16 protein-coding genes are annotated in these 14,809 nt (G+C 67.5%); 8 read left to right on the top strand and 8 right to left on the bottom strand.

Annotated features, from left to right (window positions below; genetic code table 11):
- Position 1: 1 nt before the first annotated feature.
- The 6 genes from purF to CCS01_RS25770 all read right to left on the bottom strand — a co-directional run bounded on the left by purF (position 2) and on the right by CCS01_RS25770 (position 5,000).
- The gene (gene purF, locus CCS01_RS25795) at positions 2 to 1,468 is read right to left on the bottom strand and encodes an amidophosphoribosyltransferase (RefSeq protein WP_104521637.1); all 1,467 of its coding nucleotides are present in this window, start codon (positions 1,466 to 1,468) and stop codon (positions 2 to 4) included.
- A 12-nt stretch (positions 1,469 to 1,480) separates the two neighbouring features.
- Positions 1,481 to 2,065 carry a CvpA family protein gene (locus CCS01_RS25790; protein WP_104521636.1) on the bottom strand — a complete coding sequence of 195 codons (585 nt, stop codon included), beginning with the start codon at positions 2,063 to 2,065 and terminating at the stop codon, positions 1,481 to 1,483.
- A 61-nt stretch (positions 2,066 to 2,126) separates the two neighbouring features.
- Complete coding sequence (gene radA, locus CCS01_RS25785) at positions 2,127 to 3,518, bottom strand: DNA repair protein RadA (RefSeq protein ID WP_104521635.1); 1,392 nt, start codon at positions 3,516 to 3,518, stop codon at positions 2,127 to 2,129.
- A gap of 126 nt (positions 3,519 to 3,644) precedes the next feature.
- Positions 3,645 to 4,040: a type II toxin-antitoxin system VapC family toxin gene (vapC, locus tag CCS01_RS25780; protein WP_104521634.1), complete on the bottom strand. Its 396-nt coding sequence runs from the start codon at positions 4,038 to 4,040 to the stop codon at positions 3,645 to 3,647.
- Positions 4,040 to 4,237 carry a type II toxin-antitoxin system VapB family antitoxin gene (locus CCS01_RS25775; RefSeq protein ID WP_104521633.1) on the bottom strand — a complete coding sequence of 66 codons (198 nt, stop codon included), beginning with the start codon at positions 4,235 to 4,237 and terminating at the stop codon, positions 4,040 to 4,042. The genes vapC and CCS01_RS25775 overlap by 1 nt, the downstream gene beginning before the upstream one ends.
- Positions 4,238 to 4,535: 298 nt before the next feature.
- Positions 4,536 to 5,000 carry a copper chaperone PCu(A)C gene (locus CCS01_RS25770; RefSeq protein WP_158258598.1) on the bottom strand — a complete coding sequence of 155 codons (465 nt, stop codon included), beginning with the start codon at positions 4,998 to 5,000 and terminating at the stop codon, positions 4,536 to 4,538.
- 145 nt (positions 5,001 to 5,145) lie between these two features.
- Here CCS01_RS25770 and CCS01_RS25765 point away from each other — a divergent pair, with 145 nt between their 5' ends.
- Positions 5,146 to 5,427: a type II toxin-antitoxin system RelE/ParE family toxin gene (locus CCS01_RS25765; protein ID WP_104521631.1), complete on the top strand. Its 282-nt coding sequence runs from the start codon at positions 5,146 to 5,148 to the stop codon at positions 5,425 to 5,427.
- A gap of 14 nt (positions 5,428 to 5,441) precedes the next feature.
- Positions 5,442 to 5,750, top strand: coding sequence for a HigA family addiction module antitoxin (locus CCS01_RS25760; RefSeq protein ID WP_104521630.1), 309 nt, complete (start codon positions 5,442 to 5,444; stop codon positions 5,748 to 5,750).
- Between the two features lie 209 nt (positions 5,751 to 5,959).
- Here the strand turns inward: CCS01_RS25760 and CCS01_RS25755 are convergent, their stop codons facing one another.
- Positions 5,960 to 6,421 carry an NMCC_0638 family (lipo)protein gene (locus CCS01_RS25755; protein ID WP_104521629.1) on the bottom strand — a complete coding sequence of 154 codons (462 nt, stop codon included), beginning with the start codon at positions 6,419 to 6,421 and terminating at the stop codon, positions 5,960 to 5,962.
- A gap of 50 nt (positions 6,422 to 6,471) precedes the next feature.
- Positions 6,472 to 7,248: an ABC transporter ATP-binding protein gene (locus tag CCS01_RS25750; protein ID WP_104521628.1), complete on the bottom strand. Its 777-nt coding sequence runs from the start codon at positions 7,246 to 7,248 to the stop codon at positions 6,472 to 6,474.
- A gap of 132 nt (positions 7,249 to 7,380) precedes the next feature.
- On the opposite strand from CCS01_RS25750, the gene CCS01_RS25745 reads away from it, so the two are divergent.
- The 6 genes from CCS01_RS25745 to CCS01_RS25715 all read left to right on the top strand — a co-directional run bounded on the left by CCS01_RS25745 (position 7,381) and on the right by CCS01_RS25715 (position 14,806).
- Positions 7,381 to 7,797: a cupin domain-containing protein gene (locus tag CCS01_RS25745; protein WP_158258597.1), complete on the top strand. Its 417-nt coding sequence runs from the start codon at positions 7,381 to 7,383 to the stop codon at positions 7,795 to 7,797.
- A gap of 336 nt (positions 7,798 to 8,133) precedes the next feature.
- The gene (locus CCS01_RS25740; RefSeq protein WP_104521626.1) at positions 8,134 to 10,947 is read left to right on the top strand and encodes a phosphoenolpyruvate carboxylase; all 2,814 of its coding nucleotides are present in this window, start codon (positions 8,134 to 8,136) and stop codon (positions 10,945 to 10,947) included.
- A gap of 896 nt (positions 10,948 to 11,843) precedes the next feature.
- Positions 11,844 to 12,974, top strand: coding sequence for a 4Fe-4S dicluster domain-containing protein (locus CCS01_RS25730; protein ID WP_104521624.1), 1,131 nt, complete (start codon positions 11,844 to 11,846; stop codon positions 12,972 to 12,974).
- Positions 12,961 to 13,422: a cyclic nucleotide-binding domain-containing protein gene (locus CCS01_RS25725; protein ID WP_104521623.1), complete on the top strand. Its 462-nt coding sequence runs from the start codon at positions 12,961 to 12,963 to the stop codon at positions 13,420 to 13,422. The genes CCS01_RS25730 and CCS01_RS25725 overlap by 14 nt, the downstream gene beginning before the upstream one ends.
- Complete coding sequence (locus CCS01_RS25720; RefSeq protein WP_104521622.1) at positions 13,406 to 14,266, top strand: FAD/NAD(P)-binding protein; 861 nt, start codon at positions 13,406 to 13,408, stop codon at positions 14,264 to 14,266. Before CCS01_RS25725 ends, CCS01_RS25720 begins: the two co-directional genes overlap by 17 nt.
- Before the next feature lie 48 nt (positions 14,267 to 14,314).
- Positions 14,315 to 14,806, top strand: a complete 492-nt coding sequence (locus CCS01_RS25715; protein ID WP_204848437.1) for a cyclic nucleotide-binding domain-containing protein — start codon at positions 14,315 to 14,317, stop codon at positions 14,804 to 14,806.
- The last annotated feature ends 3 nt before the right edge of the window (positions 14,807 to 14,809 follow it).

The raw sequence follows: 14,809 nt of genomic DNA, 5'->3' as shown, positions 1-14,809 counted from the left end.
ATCAGTTTCCCGCACTCAACAAACTCAACTGCCGATCGGCCAGTTCGTGCTGGTCGGGCAGGGGGATGGGGTAGTCGCCGGTGAAGCAGGCGTCGCAGTAATGCGGCTTCTCCGGGTCGCGGCCGGGCTGGCCCAGCGCGCGATACAGGCCATCGATCGAGATGAACGCCAGGCTGTCGGCGCCAATCAGCGCGGCCATTTCATCGACAGTATGGGTCGAGGCCAGCAGCTTGCTGCGCTGCGGCGTGTCGATGCCATAGAAGCAGGAATGCGTCGTCGGCGGCGAGGAGATGCGCATGTGCACCTCCTTCGCTCCGGCGGCGCGGACCATCTCGACGATCTTCTTGCTGGTGGTGCCGCGGACAATCGAATCGTCCACGAGCACGACCCGCTTGCCGTCCAGCACCGGCTTGTTGGCCGAGTGCTTCAGCTTCACCCCGAGGTGGCGGATGTGGTCCGTCGGCTCGATGAAGGTGCGGCCGACATAGTGGTTGCGGATGATGCCAAGCTCGAACGGGATGCCGCTTTGCATGGAATAGCCCATCGCCGCCGGCACACCGGAATCCGGCACCGGGACGATCACGTCGGCCGGCACCGCCGCCTCCTGCGCCAGTTCGGCGCCGATGCGCTTGCGCGCCTCATACACCGGCGTGCCCTCGACGATCGAGTCGGGACGGGCGAAGTAGATGTATTCGAAGACGCAGAACCGCTCCCGCATGCGGGTGAACGGCTTGATGCTGCGCACGCCCTGGTCGTTGATGATGACGATCTCGCCCGGCTCGACGTCGCGGATGAAGTCGGCGCCGACGATGTCCAGCGCGCAGCTTTCGCTCGCCAGCACCCAGCCGCCGGTACCTTCCGAGCCGATGCGCCCCAGGATCAGCGGCCGCACGCCCAGCGGGTCGCGCACACCCATCAGCGCCTCGTTCGACAGTGCGACCAGCGAATAGGCGCCGACGACCTGCTTCAGCGCGTCGATCAGCCGATCGACGACGGTGGAATACAGGCTGATGGCGATCAGGTGGATAAAGACTTCCGAGTCCGTGGTGGACTGGAACAGGCAGCCGCGGCGCACCAGTTGCCGGTGCAGCAGGTGCGCGTTGGTCAGGTTGCCGTTGTGCGCCACCGCGAACCCGCCGAACTCGAAATCCGCGTACAACGGCTGCACGTTGCGCAGGATCGTGTCGCCGGTGGTGGCGTAGCGGTTATGGCCGATGGCGATGCGGCCGGGCAGCTTTTCAATGACGCGGGCGTCGCCAAAATTGTCGCCCACCAGCCCCATGCCGCGATGCGAGTGGAAGCGGCTGCCGTCGAAACTGGTGATGCCGGTCGCCTCCTGCCCGCGGTGCTGCAGCGCGTGCAGGCCGAGAGCGGTCACGGCCGCCGCGCTTGGCACGTTCCAGACGCCGAAGACGCCGCACTCCTCGTGCAGGGAGTCCTCTTCGCTGTGGCGGCCGTTGAATGCCATCTGTACCAACTCCTACTCGCGGACAGGTTGCTTGCCGGTGGCGCGGCCCTGCGGGTTGAGGTGCAGCAGGGCCTCCGCGCTGGTTTCGCGCCCCGCCGGCGGCGGATCAAGACGGTGCGGACGGAAGTTCTCCGGCAACTGATCCCGCACCCAGCGCGCCGCCTCATACGTCGGACCCAGGCTGCGGGCGTGCAGCACCACATCCGGCCAGCGTTCGATCGGGAAGACCATCTGTCCCAGGATATAGGCGACGACGACCACCGCCGCACCCCGGGCGAGGCCGAATACCAGACCCAACGTGCGATCAATGCCGCCCAGCGCGGAGCGCCGGACATAGCGGCCGATGCTGCTGGCGATCAGGGTCAGGATGATCACCGAGCCCAGGAAGACGACGACGAAGCTGACGATGTCCACCACTTCCGTGCCCTGGAACCAGTTGCGCACGATGGGGCGCATCGTCGGCAGGAAGAGGAAGGCGGCGGCGACGGCACCGGCCCAGGCGCCGATGCCCAGGACTTCGCGCACCAGGCCACGCACAAAAGCCACCAGACCCGAGACCGCCATGAAGCCGAAGACTGCCAGGTCAACCCATGTCATACGTTTGCCGCCGTCAGGAAGGGGCTCTTATGGTTCATGCCACCCCCTGTCGCCAAGCAGATCATGCATCGTTCCGCGCCGATTCCGGCGCAAACCGCATGACGAGATCGGCGATGTGGCCGATTTCCTGCAACTGCAGCCCCTCCGGCGCCGCCAGACGGCGGTTGCCGTGCGCCACGCGGCGGGGCAGGGTGGCGAAATCGAACCCCAGCTTGGCCGCTTCCTTCAGCCGCGCCTCGGCCTGCGCCACCTGCCGCACCTCGCCGGACAGGCCGACCTCCCCGAAGTAGACCATGCCGGGGCTGGTGGGGGTTTCGAAGGCGGCGGAGACGATCGCCGCGGCGACGGCCAGATCGGCCGCCGGTTCGTTGACGCGCAGGCCGCCGGCGATGTTCAGATAGACGTCCATCTGGTTCAGCCGCACCCCGGCGCGGGTTTCCAGCACCGCCAGCAGCATCGCCAGCCGTCCGCTGTCCCAGCCGATGACCGACCGCCGCGGCGCGCCGCCGGCATTCGGCGCCAGCAGCGCCTGCACCTCCACCAGCACCGGACGGGTGCCCTCCAGCCCGGCGAACACCGCGCTGCCGGCGATGTTGCCGCGGCGCTCGGCCAGGAACAGGGCCGAGGGGTTGGGCACTTCCGCCAGGCCCGAGTCGGTCATCTCGAACACGCCGATCTCGTCGGTGGCGCCGAAGCGGTTCTTCACGGCGCGCAGGATGCGGAACTGGTGGCCGCGGTCGCCTTCGAAATACAGCACGGCATCGACCATGTGCTCCAGCACGCGCGGGCCGGCGAGAGCGCCGTCCTTGGTGACGTGGCCGACCAGCACGATGGCGAAGTTGCCGGCTTTCGCCAGGCGGATCAGCTCGAACGAGCAGGCGCGAACCTGGGCGACGGTGCCGGGGGCGCTGTCGATCTGATCCATCCACATGGTCTGGATTGAGTCGATCACCACCAGCGTGGTGTCCTTCGCCTGCTCCAGCCCGGCGATGATGTCGCGGACGTTGATGGCGGCGGTGAGCTCGATGGCCGAGCCGGCGACCCCCAGCCGGCGGGCGCGCAGGCGGATCTGGTCGATCGACTCTTCGCCCGAGACGTACAGGACGCGGCGGCCGGTGGCGGCCAGTTGCGCCGCGGCCTGCAGCAGCAGGGTGGACTTGCCGATGCCCGGATCGCCGCCGACGAGGACGGCCGAAGCCGGGACAAGGCCGCCGCCCAGGACACGGTCGAGCTCGACGATGCCGGTGGCGGCGCGCGGCGGCGGCTCGGCGTGGCCGGCGAGGCCGACGAAGGTGACGCTGCGGGCGGCCGTCTTGGGTGTGGCGCCCGGGCGGGCGGCGACGGTTTCTTCCTCGATGGTGTTCCACTCGCCGCAGGTTTCGCAGCGCCCGGCCCATTTGGGCGTGACGGCGCCGCAGCTCTGGCAGACGAAACGGGTGACGGCTTTGGCCAATGTGCTGTTTGACCTCGGAACTGGGCAGTGGGTATTAACGTTGGTGGTGGCGGTCAACGATGCAATTCCGGCTTGTGGCCATTCCGCGTCATAGCCGTCCGTCGACGGGTCGGTTTTCGGCCGGCATCAAAGGCACCGCAAGCCAAGGTGTCTTTCCATCGGCAGGAAGTCGCCCCGATCATGACGCAGCAGCCACGCACCATGCTGTATGCAGAACGTGCCGATCAGCACATCGATGCCGCTGCGAATGGTAATGCCAAGGCCGCGCAGGTGCCGATAATGACGCGCCGCAGCGACGGCGAGTGACCTGCCGCCGAGATCAACGATATCGAACCTGGACAATGCGCGCTCGATGCGGGCGGCATAGGCCTCGTCAAGCGCGCCGCGAAGAACCTCGAGCAATACCAGATCAGGCACCACGATGTCGGCCAGCATCGGGTCCAGGGTCCGGAGCTTCACGACGGCAGCCGTTTCATCATTCCGCAGGTCGCCGATCCAGACCGAACTATCGACAACAACCATCACGGCCGATCGGCGCGCATTTCGTCGAGGTTACCTTCCCACCCGAGACCACGCAGGTCCTCGATGGCCTGCTTCTGTTCGTGCGCCCGTATCAGGCGTCGCAGGGCTTCCTCGATCACTCCCTTCTTGGTCCTTTGTCCGGCTGCGGCCATGGCATGTTTGAGGAGCCTGTCGTCGAGATCGATATTTGTTCTCATGAGTGTGCCTTTGAATGTGCCTTGGTGTGTATAAAGTCGCCAACTATATACACACTTTCTGCATCGGGCGGGAGGGGCATCAGCCGGTCGCTTCCGAAAACCTTGCGCAGGGTTCTGATCGGATATGCCCGGCAAGGCCGAAGAACCGTACCGGGGATCGCGCAATGCCATGTTGACGAGAACGATCCAGCCGCCAGCGGTTAGCCTGCCGAAGCCACGGGGCCTGGCTATCCTCGTCTTGCGCCGCTATCCGCCTCTGGGTTGGTGAGAGAAAGGCGCGCTGCCGGCCAAGCTGAATTCAGGACGACTTGCTGTCGTGCGCCATGCCGGCCGCCGCCTTCACCCGGACGGATACGTTCGTGGGACCGCCTTTGAAGGTCACAGCGCAGGTGAATGTATCGCCCTCGCGCAACGGCTCCTTCAGTTGCAGCAGAGCCACGTGGAACCGGCCGGGCGCCAGCTTCACTTGCGTGTCTGCCGGGATCGCGATCGACTTCACGAGTCGGCTGATCGGCGCCCCCTCGCCGATGTCGGTGGTGCGTGGCTCGGCGGCCCAGGCGACCGGGCATCGTACTCGGGTCAGTGCGTCCGGGGTGCTGCCATGATTGATGACGGTCATGTACAGTGGAGCCTCACCCCCGCTCGTGCCGCCGGCTGTCGTCCAGGCATCCGTGACCTCGATCCCTGAGGCGGCGGCCAACGTGGCGCCCGCGAGGAGTGCCAGAACTGCAACCAATCCGGATAGGCCGATCGTTTTCATCATGATTTCCCTGAAATCCTCATCCCAGTGTCGCATATGGCGTCTCTGAGCGACAGGCTTCGGCCCGGGACCAACGGGATCCATGCCAAGAGGGGCGTAACGGCTCTATTATGCTTGACGTAATGCATAATAGCTGTTATCAACCCCGATGATCCTGAGTTTCTACGACAAAGAGACCGAGGACCTTTTCAACGGCGGCCGCGGCGACAGGAGGTGGCTAAGCTTCCTGCGAGTCGCGCGGCGCAAGTTGCTGTTGCTCGATGCAGCAACCAGCCTGCACGATCTGAAGTCACCGCCGAACAACAAGCTTGAGGCCCTGAAAGCCGATCGGCTTGGCCAGCACGCGATCCGGGTCAATGATCAGTACCGGATCTGCTTTGTCTGGGAGGACGGGAATGCAACACGTGTCGAAATCACGGACTATCATTAGGATGAGGACCCGGCATGGACGCTGATCTGTTGATACACCCCGGTGAGGTCTTGGCCGAGGAATTCATGAAGCCGTACGGGTTGAGCGCCAACCGCCTGGCCAACGCGCTCGACGTGCCGGCAAACCGGATCACCGCGATCATCAACGGCACCCGCGGCATCACCGGGGAAACGGCGCTGCTGCTGGCGCATGCCTTTGGTACCACGCCGGCGTTCTGGCTGAACCTGCAAAGCCGCTACGAACTCGACGTGGCCAAGAGCCGCGTCTCGCCTGCGGCGATTGAACGCGCCGACAGCTTCCGGAACACGCTGCCGGCGGCCTGAGACCGGGTCCCGGCCCATTGGGGTGAAAATAGCGGGATAGGCGCACGACTGTTCCCACCCCGTCATGGTGGGCGAAGGCCCACCATCCACGCCTTTCCTTGGTTTCAGCACTGCCAGGCGTGGATGCCGGGCCTGCGCCCGGCATGACGGGATAGCAATGCTCGCCGCTATTTCAGCGCCAATGGGGTGCCGGCCACGATCACCGCCGGCTACTCCGGCGCCGCCGTCAACATTGCTTCGCCACCATCCGGATCCTTCACGGTCTCCAGCAGGACCCGCCAGCCCCGGCCGTCCTTCGCCGCCAGGTACTCGCGATGATGGATGCCGCTCTGATGGAGATCATCCCGTTCGATCACCAGCCGGAACTTCAGCCCGGCCTGGCGGAATCCTGCCTCCAGGCTGTCGGCGGCCGCTTGGTCGACAATCTTGTCGGCCACCACCGAGCACTGCCCGTCGTCCGACGACACCAGCACCAGCTTGCCATCCGGCGTCGAGCCATCGAACACCTGGCCGGGCGCGCCATGCAGGAACACGGCCCGCGCCTGCTCCGGCACGGAGGGCAGTCCGTTGCGCTTCGCCCACGCCCGCAGGTCCGGCGGATTGCCGGCGAACGCTACGCATCCCTGGATGAACAGCCCGACCATCTGCTGCGCGGCATCCGCCCGCGCCACCGATGGCGCCGCCAGCAGCGCCGCCGCCAGCAGCAGCCAGCCCGCCCGCCTCAGCGCCGCAACTCCATCTGGATCGGCCCCTCGCGCCGTCCGTGGGTGAACTGGTCGACCTCCGGGTTGCCGCTGTCCATCAGGTGCGAGGCCGGGCCGTGCCAGATGATGCGCCCGTGGTGCAGCATCGCCGCCTGGTCGCCGATGCGCCGCGCGCTCGCCATGTCATGCGTGATCGCCACGGCCGTGCTGCCCAGGCTCTTGACGCAATCCACGATCAGGCCGTCGATCACCGCGCCCATGATCGGGTCCAGCCCGGTCGTCGGCTCGTCGAAGAACATGATGTCGGGGTGCGCCGCGATCGCCCGGGCCAGGGCGACGCGCTTCTGCATGCCGCCCGACAGCTCCGCCGGTGACAGGTCGCCGACGCTGGCGGCCAGGCCGACCTGCTCCAGGAAGCTGTTGGCGCGGGCGCGGGCCTCGGCGCGTGGCAGCTTGCGCCGGGCCAGCAGGCCGAAGGCGACGTTCTCCCACACCGACAGGCTGTCGAACAGCGCGCCGTTCTGGAACAGCATGCCGATGCGGGCGCGCATCTCCTCCCTCTCCTGCCGTGGCAGCCGGGCGAGGTTCACGCCGTCGATCTCGATCAGCCCGTCATCCGGCTCCAGCAGGCCCAGGACGCATTTCAGCAGCACCGACTTGCCCGAGCCGGAGCCGCCGATAACCACCATCGACGTTCCGGGCATGACGTCGAGGTCCACGCCGTCCAGCACGAGCTTGTTGCCGAAGCTCTTGTACAGCCCGCGGATGCGGATTTTGGGTGTCGTCTCGCTCATGCCGGGTAGATGCCGTGCGGGAGGGATTTCGACAAGGCTGCCTGTCGCGAATTGCGGCCCACCTGCGATCGGGTGTTAGCTGCCTGTGGCGCCGGCCAGGAAGGCCCGCGCCCGCACAGGAGGAGAACGACCATGAACGATACCGTGGCACCGCCCACCGGCAAACTCGCGCACGCCACCGTGGACAACGCCAGATACGTCGAAGGGCGGCGCGCCTTTTTCAAGTACCGCGACCTTGGCGTCACCGATGCCACCGCCGGGAAGATGCGGGCGCAGGTGACCTCGGCGACCCAGGGCATGGGCAAGCCGACGGGCTGGCACTATCACGTCTGCGAGCACCAGTTCGTCTATATGATGAAGGGCTGGGTGGACCTGGTGTTCGAGGACGGCACCAAGGTGCGCCTGATGCCCGGCGATTCGCTGATGATCCCCGGCGGCATGCGGCACAACGAAACCGGGACGGCGGATGAGCTGGAATTGCTGGAGGTGTCCGTGCCGGCCGAGATGAAGACGGTCGTGTGTGACCCGCCGCCCGGGATGGCCGCATAGCCTCTTCATGGCGCGCTGGCGACTGGGCTGTTGCATCTTCGTCATGGCCGAGCCTGGCCCCATCGGCATGAGGCTAAGGCGGAGGACGAAGAAGGACCTGGCGCCAAATCGTCGCCCCATCGTCATGGTCGGGCGTGTCTCGGCCATCCACCCCGCGTCGTCGAAGCGCAGATGGCCGGGACATGCCCGGCCATGACGGTGAGGGAGAAGACCTTGCTCCCCCGGTCCGCTTATCCTGATACGCATGGAGGCACGTCCGGCCATGACGGTGAGGCGCCGGCCGTTGGGATGCGGTAAGTACTTGCTGCGCCGCACAGAGGCCGTCAAACTTCCCGCATGCCCGATGCGCCAACCGCCCCCGCTACCGAACCCGACGCGATCGCCACGCTCGCGCGGAACCTTCTCGACCTGACCGCACGCCTGACGGCCCGGGCGGACGAGGATCCGTTCGGCAATCCCGTGCTGCTGACCTCGCTGGCGATCACCCGCCAGATGGACAGCGAGATCCTCGCCGAAAGCGACGTCGCGGCGCTGGTCCGCTATTTGCGCGACGCCGCCTTCGCCGATCGGGCGGCGCGCCTGGCGGCGTATGTCGGCGGCACCGATACCGCCGTCAACGACGCCTGCCTGGCGAAACTGGCGCACACCCTGCTGCGCCCGGACCCGAACGACAGCCCGGTGCGCTGGGCGGAATACCGGGCGCTGACCGAGCGCACCCGCTTCGCCGCGGTGTTCACCGCGCATCCCACCTTCTCCTTGCCGCTGGCAGTCGGCAAGGCGTTGGCCGAGACGGCCTGCGGGCGGCCGGCGCCGTCCTTCGACTCCCACCGCCCGCCGCCCATCACCCTGCGCAGCGAGTTCGACCAGGCCGCCGCCGCCATCGCCAACGGCCGCGACTCGATCGACCGCTTCAACGCCGCGCTGATCTCGGTCGCCAAGACCGCCTGGCCCGACCGCTGGACCGAGCTGAACCCAAGCCCCGTCGTCCTGTCCTCCTGGGTCGGCTACGACACCGACGGCCGGACCGATATCGGCTGGTGGCACACGCTGCGCCTGCGGCTGGAGATGAAGCGGCTGCAGCTCAACCGCCTGCACGGCCAGGTGTCCGTCCTGCCCACCGCCACCGCCCTCGCCGAGCGCATCGCCGAGGCGCGCGACGTCGTCGACCGGCAGATCGAGCTGTGCCCCGACTATCCGAACCCGCCGAAGGTCGCCGCCTTCGCGCATGCGCTCGTCGGCGGGCGCGAGGCCGCCCTGACCAGCCCGGCGCCGCTGCTGCCGCTGTTCCAGGAGGCGATCGCCGGCGCCGACGAGCGTGCCAAGCTGGCCCTGACGGTGGCCCGCGCCGGCCTGGTGTCGCACGGCCTGGCGCTGGCGCACACCCACACGCGGCTGAACGCGGCGCAGATCCACAACGTGACCCGCCAGCGGCTGAACATCGTCGATCCGCCCGAGGACCTGTCCCGCCGGCGCGTACTGTTCGCCGCGATCAACGCCGCGCTGGACACCGTGCAGCCGATCCCGGTCGATTTCGGCGCGCTGCTGGTCGAGCAGGCCTCGGCCGCCAAGCTGATGATGACGGTGGCGCAGATCATCAAGCACGTGGACGGCTCGATCCCTATCCGCTTCCTGATCGCCGAGACCGAGACCGGCTACACCCTGCTCGCCGCGCTGTACCTGGCGAAGCTGTTCGGGGTCGAGCGGCATGTCGAAATCAGCCCGCTGTTCGAGACCGCCGACGCGCTGGAACAGGGCGCGTCGGTGCTGGAGGAGGCGCTGCGCAGCCCGCACTATCGCGAATACCTCAGGAACACCGGGCGGCTGGCCCTGCAGTTCGGCTACTCCGACTCCGGCCGCTATGTCGGCCAGCTTGCCGCCAGCTACCTGATCGAGCGGCTGCGGATGAAGATCGCCCACACGCTGCATCATCACGGCATCACCAATGTCGAGGTGATCCTGTTCGACACCCACGGCGAAAGCATCGGCCGCGGCGCCCATCCCGGCTCGCTGGCCGATCGGCTGAAGTATCTGTCGCCGACGGCGTCGCGGCAGGCGCTGGGGCGGGCGGGGGTGAAGGTGCGCGAGGAAACGGCATTCCAGGGCGGCGACGGCTACCTGCTGTTCGGCACGCCGGAACTGGCGCTGGCGACCATCACCCGCATCGCCGAGCAGACCTATCACCCGGCGGCCGGGCCGATCGAGGACCCGGTCTATGCCGATCCGGACTTTGCCGCCGATTTCTTCGCCACGATCCGCACCGGCATGGCCGGGCTGGTGGAGGACCAGGGCTACGCCGCGCTGCTGGGCGCGTTCGGACCGGCGCTGCTGGATCCCACCGGCTCCCGCCCCGCCGCGCGGCAGTCGGACGGCATGACCGGGGTGGCGCGCATCCGCCACCCGCGGGAATTGCGGGCGATTCCGAACAACGCGATCCTGCAGCAGCTCGGGTGGTGCGCGAACACGCTGCAGGGCCTGGGCGCCGCGGCGGCGCGGCATCCCGAAACCTTCGCCGAACTGCGCCAGACCAGCCGGCGGTTCAGGCGTGCCATGGACCTGGCGAGCCATGCCCTGGCGCACTCCGACCTGGAGGTGCTGCGGGGGGTGATCGCGACGCTCGACCCGGGCACCTGGCTCGACCGCTCGGCCCACAGCAAGCGGCCCGGGCGGCGCGAGGCGCTGGTGTCGGTGGCGCGGGCGCTGGAGCGGCTGGACATCTGGGCGTCGGTGCAGTCGATGTTCCGGCGGATCGAGGCGGATCATCTGGCGCTGCGGGTGATCTGGCCGGACATGCCGCACATGGCGACGCGGGAGGTGCTGCTGCACGCGCTGCGGCTGGCGCTGATCCACCGCATCTGGCTGCTGGCGACGGAGATCCGTGATTTCTCGCCGCGCCACAACGTCACGCGGCTGGCGATGGAGGCGGCGATCCTGCGGCTGGATATCGAGGCGTCGCTGACGCTGCTGGCGGAGATCTTTCCCTCCGGCGCCGATCCGGCGGCGGAGTGCGACTATGGCGAGCCGGCGGCGCCGCGGCGCACGGCGGCGTATGCGCGGGAGCACGAGGAGATCTTCGAGCCGATGCGCCGGTTGTTCGCCATGGTGCGGGAGATCGCGACGGCCATCACGCACGAGGTTGGGGCGTTTGGGTAGGCGATTTCCATCCCGAGCCGCCGGAAAGTCCGATTTTGTTTCGATTAAGAAGCGGTGGTTGTTGCAGTTACGTCATGCCGGACGCAGGCGCACATAGGCATGGAATACCCGGCTGAGTGGCTCGGCCGTCGCCTCGCACGTCATCATCGGCGGAGGCGCGCCATCCACGCCTTCTGCTGATGTCGGCACGAGACGTGGGTGGCGGCCCGGAGGCCGTGTTCCGGCATGTCCGGGGTCGCCGCCATGACGATCAGCAGGCCGCCCGCGGATATCAACCTGTCGGCGCCCGTGCATAACGAACCCACAACGAGCGGCATGAATTGAATGGTATTGATGCGGTCGCCACTCGCTGGAATTCCGTCGCGCTGGCCGGCAGCGGCGGCCCGGCAGGCCGATTGCCCCTGGCCCACCGCGACCGCAGGTCGCAACAAATTCTTCTCTACGCGCTCTGCGCTTCAAAAATGCGGTGGCGCAGTAAAGATCGGCGTGGCCGGTGAGTCACCCAACCGGAAACGCCGGTGGCGCCCCGTCCACCGCGATTCAACGCAGTCGCCCTGGCCGCGCGCGGCCATGACGGAGAGGCAACGGCGGCTTCATGCCCTGGTTGCCGTGCGACCGCGCGCCGCGCATGGCTGGATGTCATGACAGATGTCCATGCAAATGGCTGAACAATACGGTAACCGCACGATCTCGTTGATCAGATTCTTGTGATCGCCTTGCCGGGACCGCACACGTCGCACGCCTCAAGCCTGTACATTTATCCGCGACCAGCCAGGCGCCAGACATACAAAAAACTTCACGAAAAAACCTGCCGCCCCTCGCGCACGAATGCTTGAATCACAGGCCGTTGACATGCATCAATGCACCGCCCTCGCTGATTTGGAAGCATTGCCCCGATGTCACACCAACCAGTAGTAGTCGGACGGGACGGCCTGGCGGCACTCATCGCCGCTCTGCACAGCGACGGGTTCCGCGTCCTGGGACCGACTGTCCGTGACGACGCAATCGTTTATGACGACGTCGTTACCGTGGACGATCTCCCCGCCGGCTGGACCGACGAGCAGGACGGCGGCCGCTACCGGCTGAAGCGGCGCGCCGACAACGCCCTGTTCGGCTACGCGGTCGGCCCGCACGCCTGGAAGCGCTTCCTGCACCAGCCGCTGCTCCGCCTGTGGCGCGCCGAACCGGATGGCACCGGCATGCAGGTGGCCACCGACGCGAAGCCGACCGAGCGCTTCGCGTTCCTCGCCGTCCGTTCCTGCGAACTGCATGCCATCGCCATCCAGGACCGGGTCTTCCTGCAAGGCCCCTATGTCGATCCGCACTACCAGGCCCGGCGCGACGGCGCGTTCATCGTCGCGGTCAACTGCGGCGAGGCCGGTGGCACCTGCTTCTGCGTCTCGATGAACACCGGCCCCAAAGCCGCCACCGGCTATGACCTCGCGCTGACCGAGTTCCCGGGCGAGCCGCACGAATTCCTGCTGGAAGCTGGCACCGAGCGCGGCGCCGCCCTGTTGGCCCGCCTGCCGCAGCGTCCCTCCACCCCCGCCGATGCCGAGCGCGCCGACGCCGTGGTGGCGAAGACCGCCGGCAACATGGGCCGCCACATGCGGTCCGACGACGTGCCGGACCTGCTGCTGGACAACCTGGAGCACAAGCGCTGGGACGACGTCGCCGCCCGCTGCCTGTCCTGCGGCAACTGCACCCAGGTCTGCCCGACCTGCTTCTGCACCGCGGTCACCGACGCCAACGACCTGTCCGGCGCGACCGAGCGTACGCGGCGCTGGGATTCCTGCTTCTCGCAGAACTTCTCCTACATCCACGGCGGCGCCGTGCGGCCCTCGCCACGCTCGCGCTACCGGCAATGGATGACGCACAAGCTGGCCAGCTGGGTGGAGCAGTTCGGCACCTCCGGCTGCGTCGGCTGCGGCCGCTGCATCACCTGGTGCCCGGTCGGCATCGACATCACCGAGGAAGTCAGCGCCATCCGCGGCGACGCGCCGGGAGGGGGCCATGGAAGGGCTTGAACGCATCCTCGGCGAGCACCGGCTGTTCGTCGGCCTGCCGCAGCCGTTCGTGGCGCTGGCCGCCGGCTGCGCACGGAACGTGGCGTTCAACGCCGGCGACTACCTGTTCCGCAGCGGCGATCCGGCCGACTGGATCTATCTGGTCCGGCATGGCCACGTGGCGCTGGAGGCCGCGGTGCCGGGCCGCGGGGCGGTCATGTTCGAAACCGTCAGCGAGGGCGACGTCGCCGGCCTGACCTGGCTGCTGCCGCCGTATCGCTGGGATCACGACGCCCGCGCCATCGAGCCGACCCGCGCGCTCGCGCTCGATGCAACCTGTCTTCGCAACAAGTGGGAGACGGACCACGACCTGGGCTGCGAGGTGCTGAAGCGCTTCCTCGGGCTGCTGGTCCAGAAGGTCAACGCCGCCCGGTTCCAGGTGCTGGACATCTATGCCCGCCATTACTGAACCGCTCGCCCCGGCGGAAGGCGATCCCATGCTGCCGCGGATCGTGCGGGTCGGCAAGCGCGCGCGCGACCACAACGGAACGGTCACCCTGACCCTCGAATCGGCGGACGAGATGCCGCTGCCGACGTTCCGGCCAGGCCAGTTCACCATGCTGTATGTCTTCGGCGTCGGCGAAATCCCGGTCAGCATCAGCGGCGACGCCGCCGACGAAACCTGCCTGGTGCAGACCGTGCGCGCTGTCGGCGCGGTCAGCCAGGCGGTGACGGAGCTGCAGCCGGGCGACACCCTGGGGCTGCGCAGGCCGTTCGGCACCGCCTGGCCGCTGGAGGACCTGAACGGCCGCGACGTGGTCATCGTCGCCGGCGGCCTCGGCCTCGCGCCGCTGCGATCGGTGATCTACCACGTGCTGGCGAACCGCGCGCGCTTCGGCAACGTCGCGCTGCTGTATGGCGCGCGCAATCCGGCGGACATCCTGTTCCGCAGCCAGCTGGAGATGTGGCGCAAGCGGCTGGATGTGCAGCTTGACGTCATGGTGGATCACGCCGACTCGTCATGGCACGGCCGCGTCGGCGCCGTGACCCTGCTGCTGCCGCGCCTGGCGGTGGATGCGGCGCGGGCCACCGCGCTGGTCTGCGGCCCCGAGGTGATGATGCGTTTCGTCGCCGCGGGCCTGAGCGACACTGGCATCCCCGACTCCAGCATCTGGGTTTCGCTCGAACGGAACATGGAATGCGCCATCGGGCTGTGCGGCCATTGCCAGGTCGAGGGGCTGTTCGTCTGCAAGGACGGCCCGGTGCTGCGCTACGACCGCGTGCGCCGGCTCATGGGCGTGAAGGAGCTGTGATGCGACGGCCATTCAGCCATTTCGTGAATTAACCAGAAGGAGATCGCTGTGGTCCATATCGTCGGGTTGGAAGACACATTGGGCAGCCACCCGTTTGCCGAGGGCATGGACCCGGATGCACTGCGCACGATTGTCGGCTGCTGTGCCAATGCGGTCTATCACCCGGGCGACTATATCTTCCGGGAAGGCGAGGCCGCGGACAATTTCTACCTGATCCGCCACGGCCTGGTGGCGCTGGAGATCCACGTGCCGCAAGGCCCGCCCATTGTCGTCGAAACCCTGGAGGCGGGCGACATCTTCGGCTGGAGCTGGCTGATCCCGCCGTATCGCTGGACCAGCGACGCCCGTGCGAGCGAGCAGGTGCGCCTGCTGAAGCTCGACGGCGCCTGCCTGCGCGGCAAGATGGAGAGCGACCGGTCGCTGGGCTACGAGATCTATAAACGTTTCGTGCCGATCATGGCACGCCGGCTGGCGAGCACTCGCATGCGGATCGTCGAACTGGCGACGGAGCCGGCGGTCACTCCCAGGCACAAGGGCTGAACC

Origin of the sequence: Rhodopila globiformis, assembly GCF_002937115.1 — a bacterium.
Taxonomy (GTDB): Bacteria; Pseudomonadota; Alphaproteobacteria; order Acetobacterales; family Acetobacteraceae; genus Rhodopila; species Rhodopila globiformis.
This window is presented reverse-complemented; position numbering and strand designations above follow the sequence as displayed.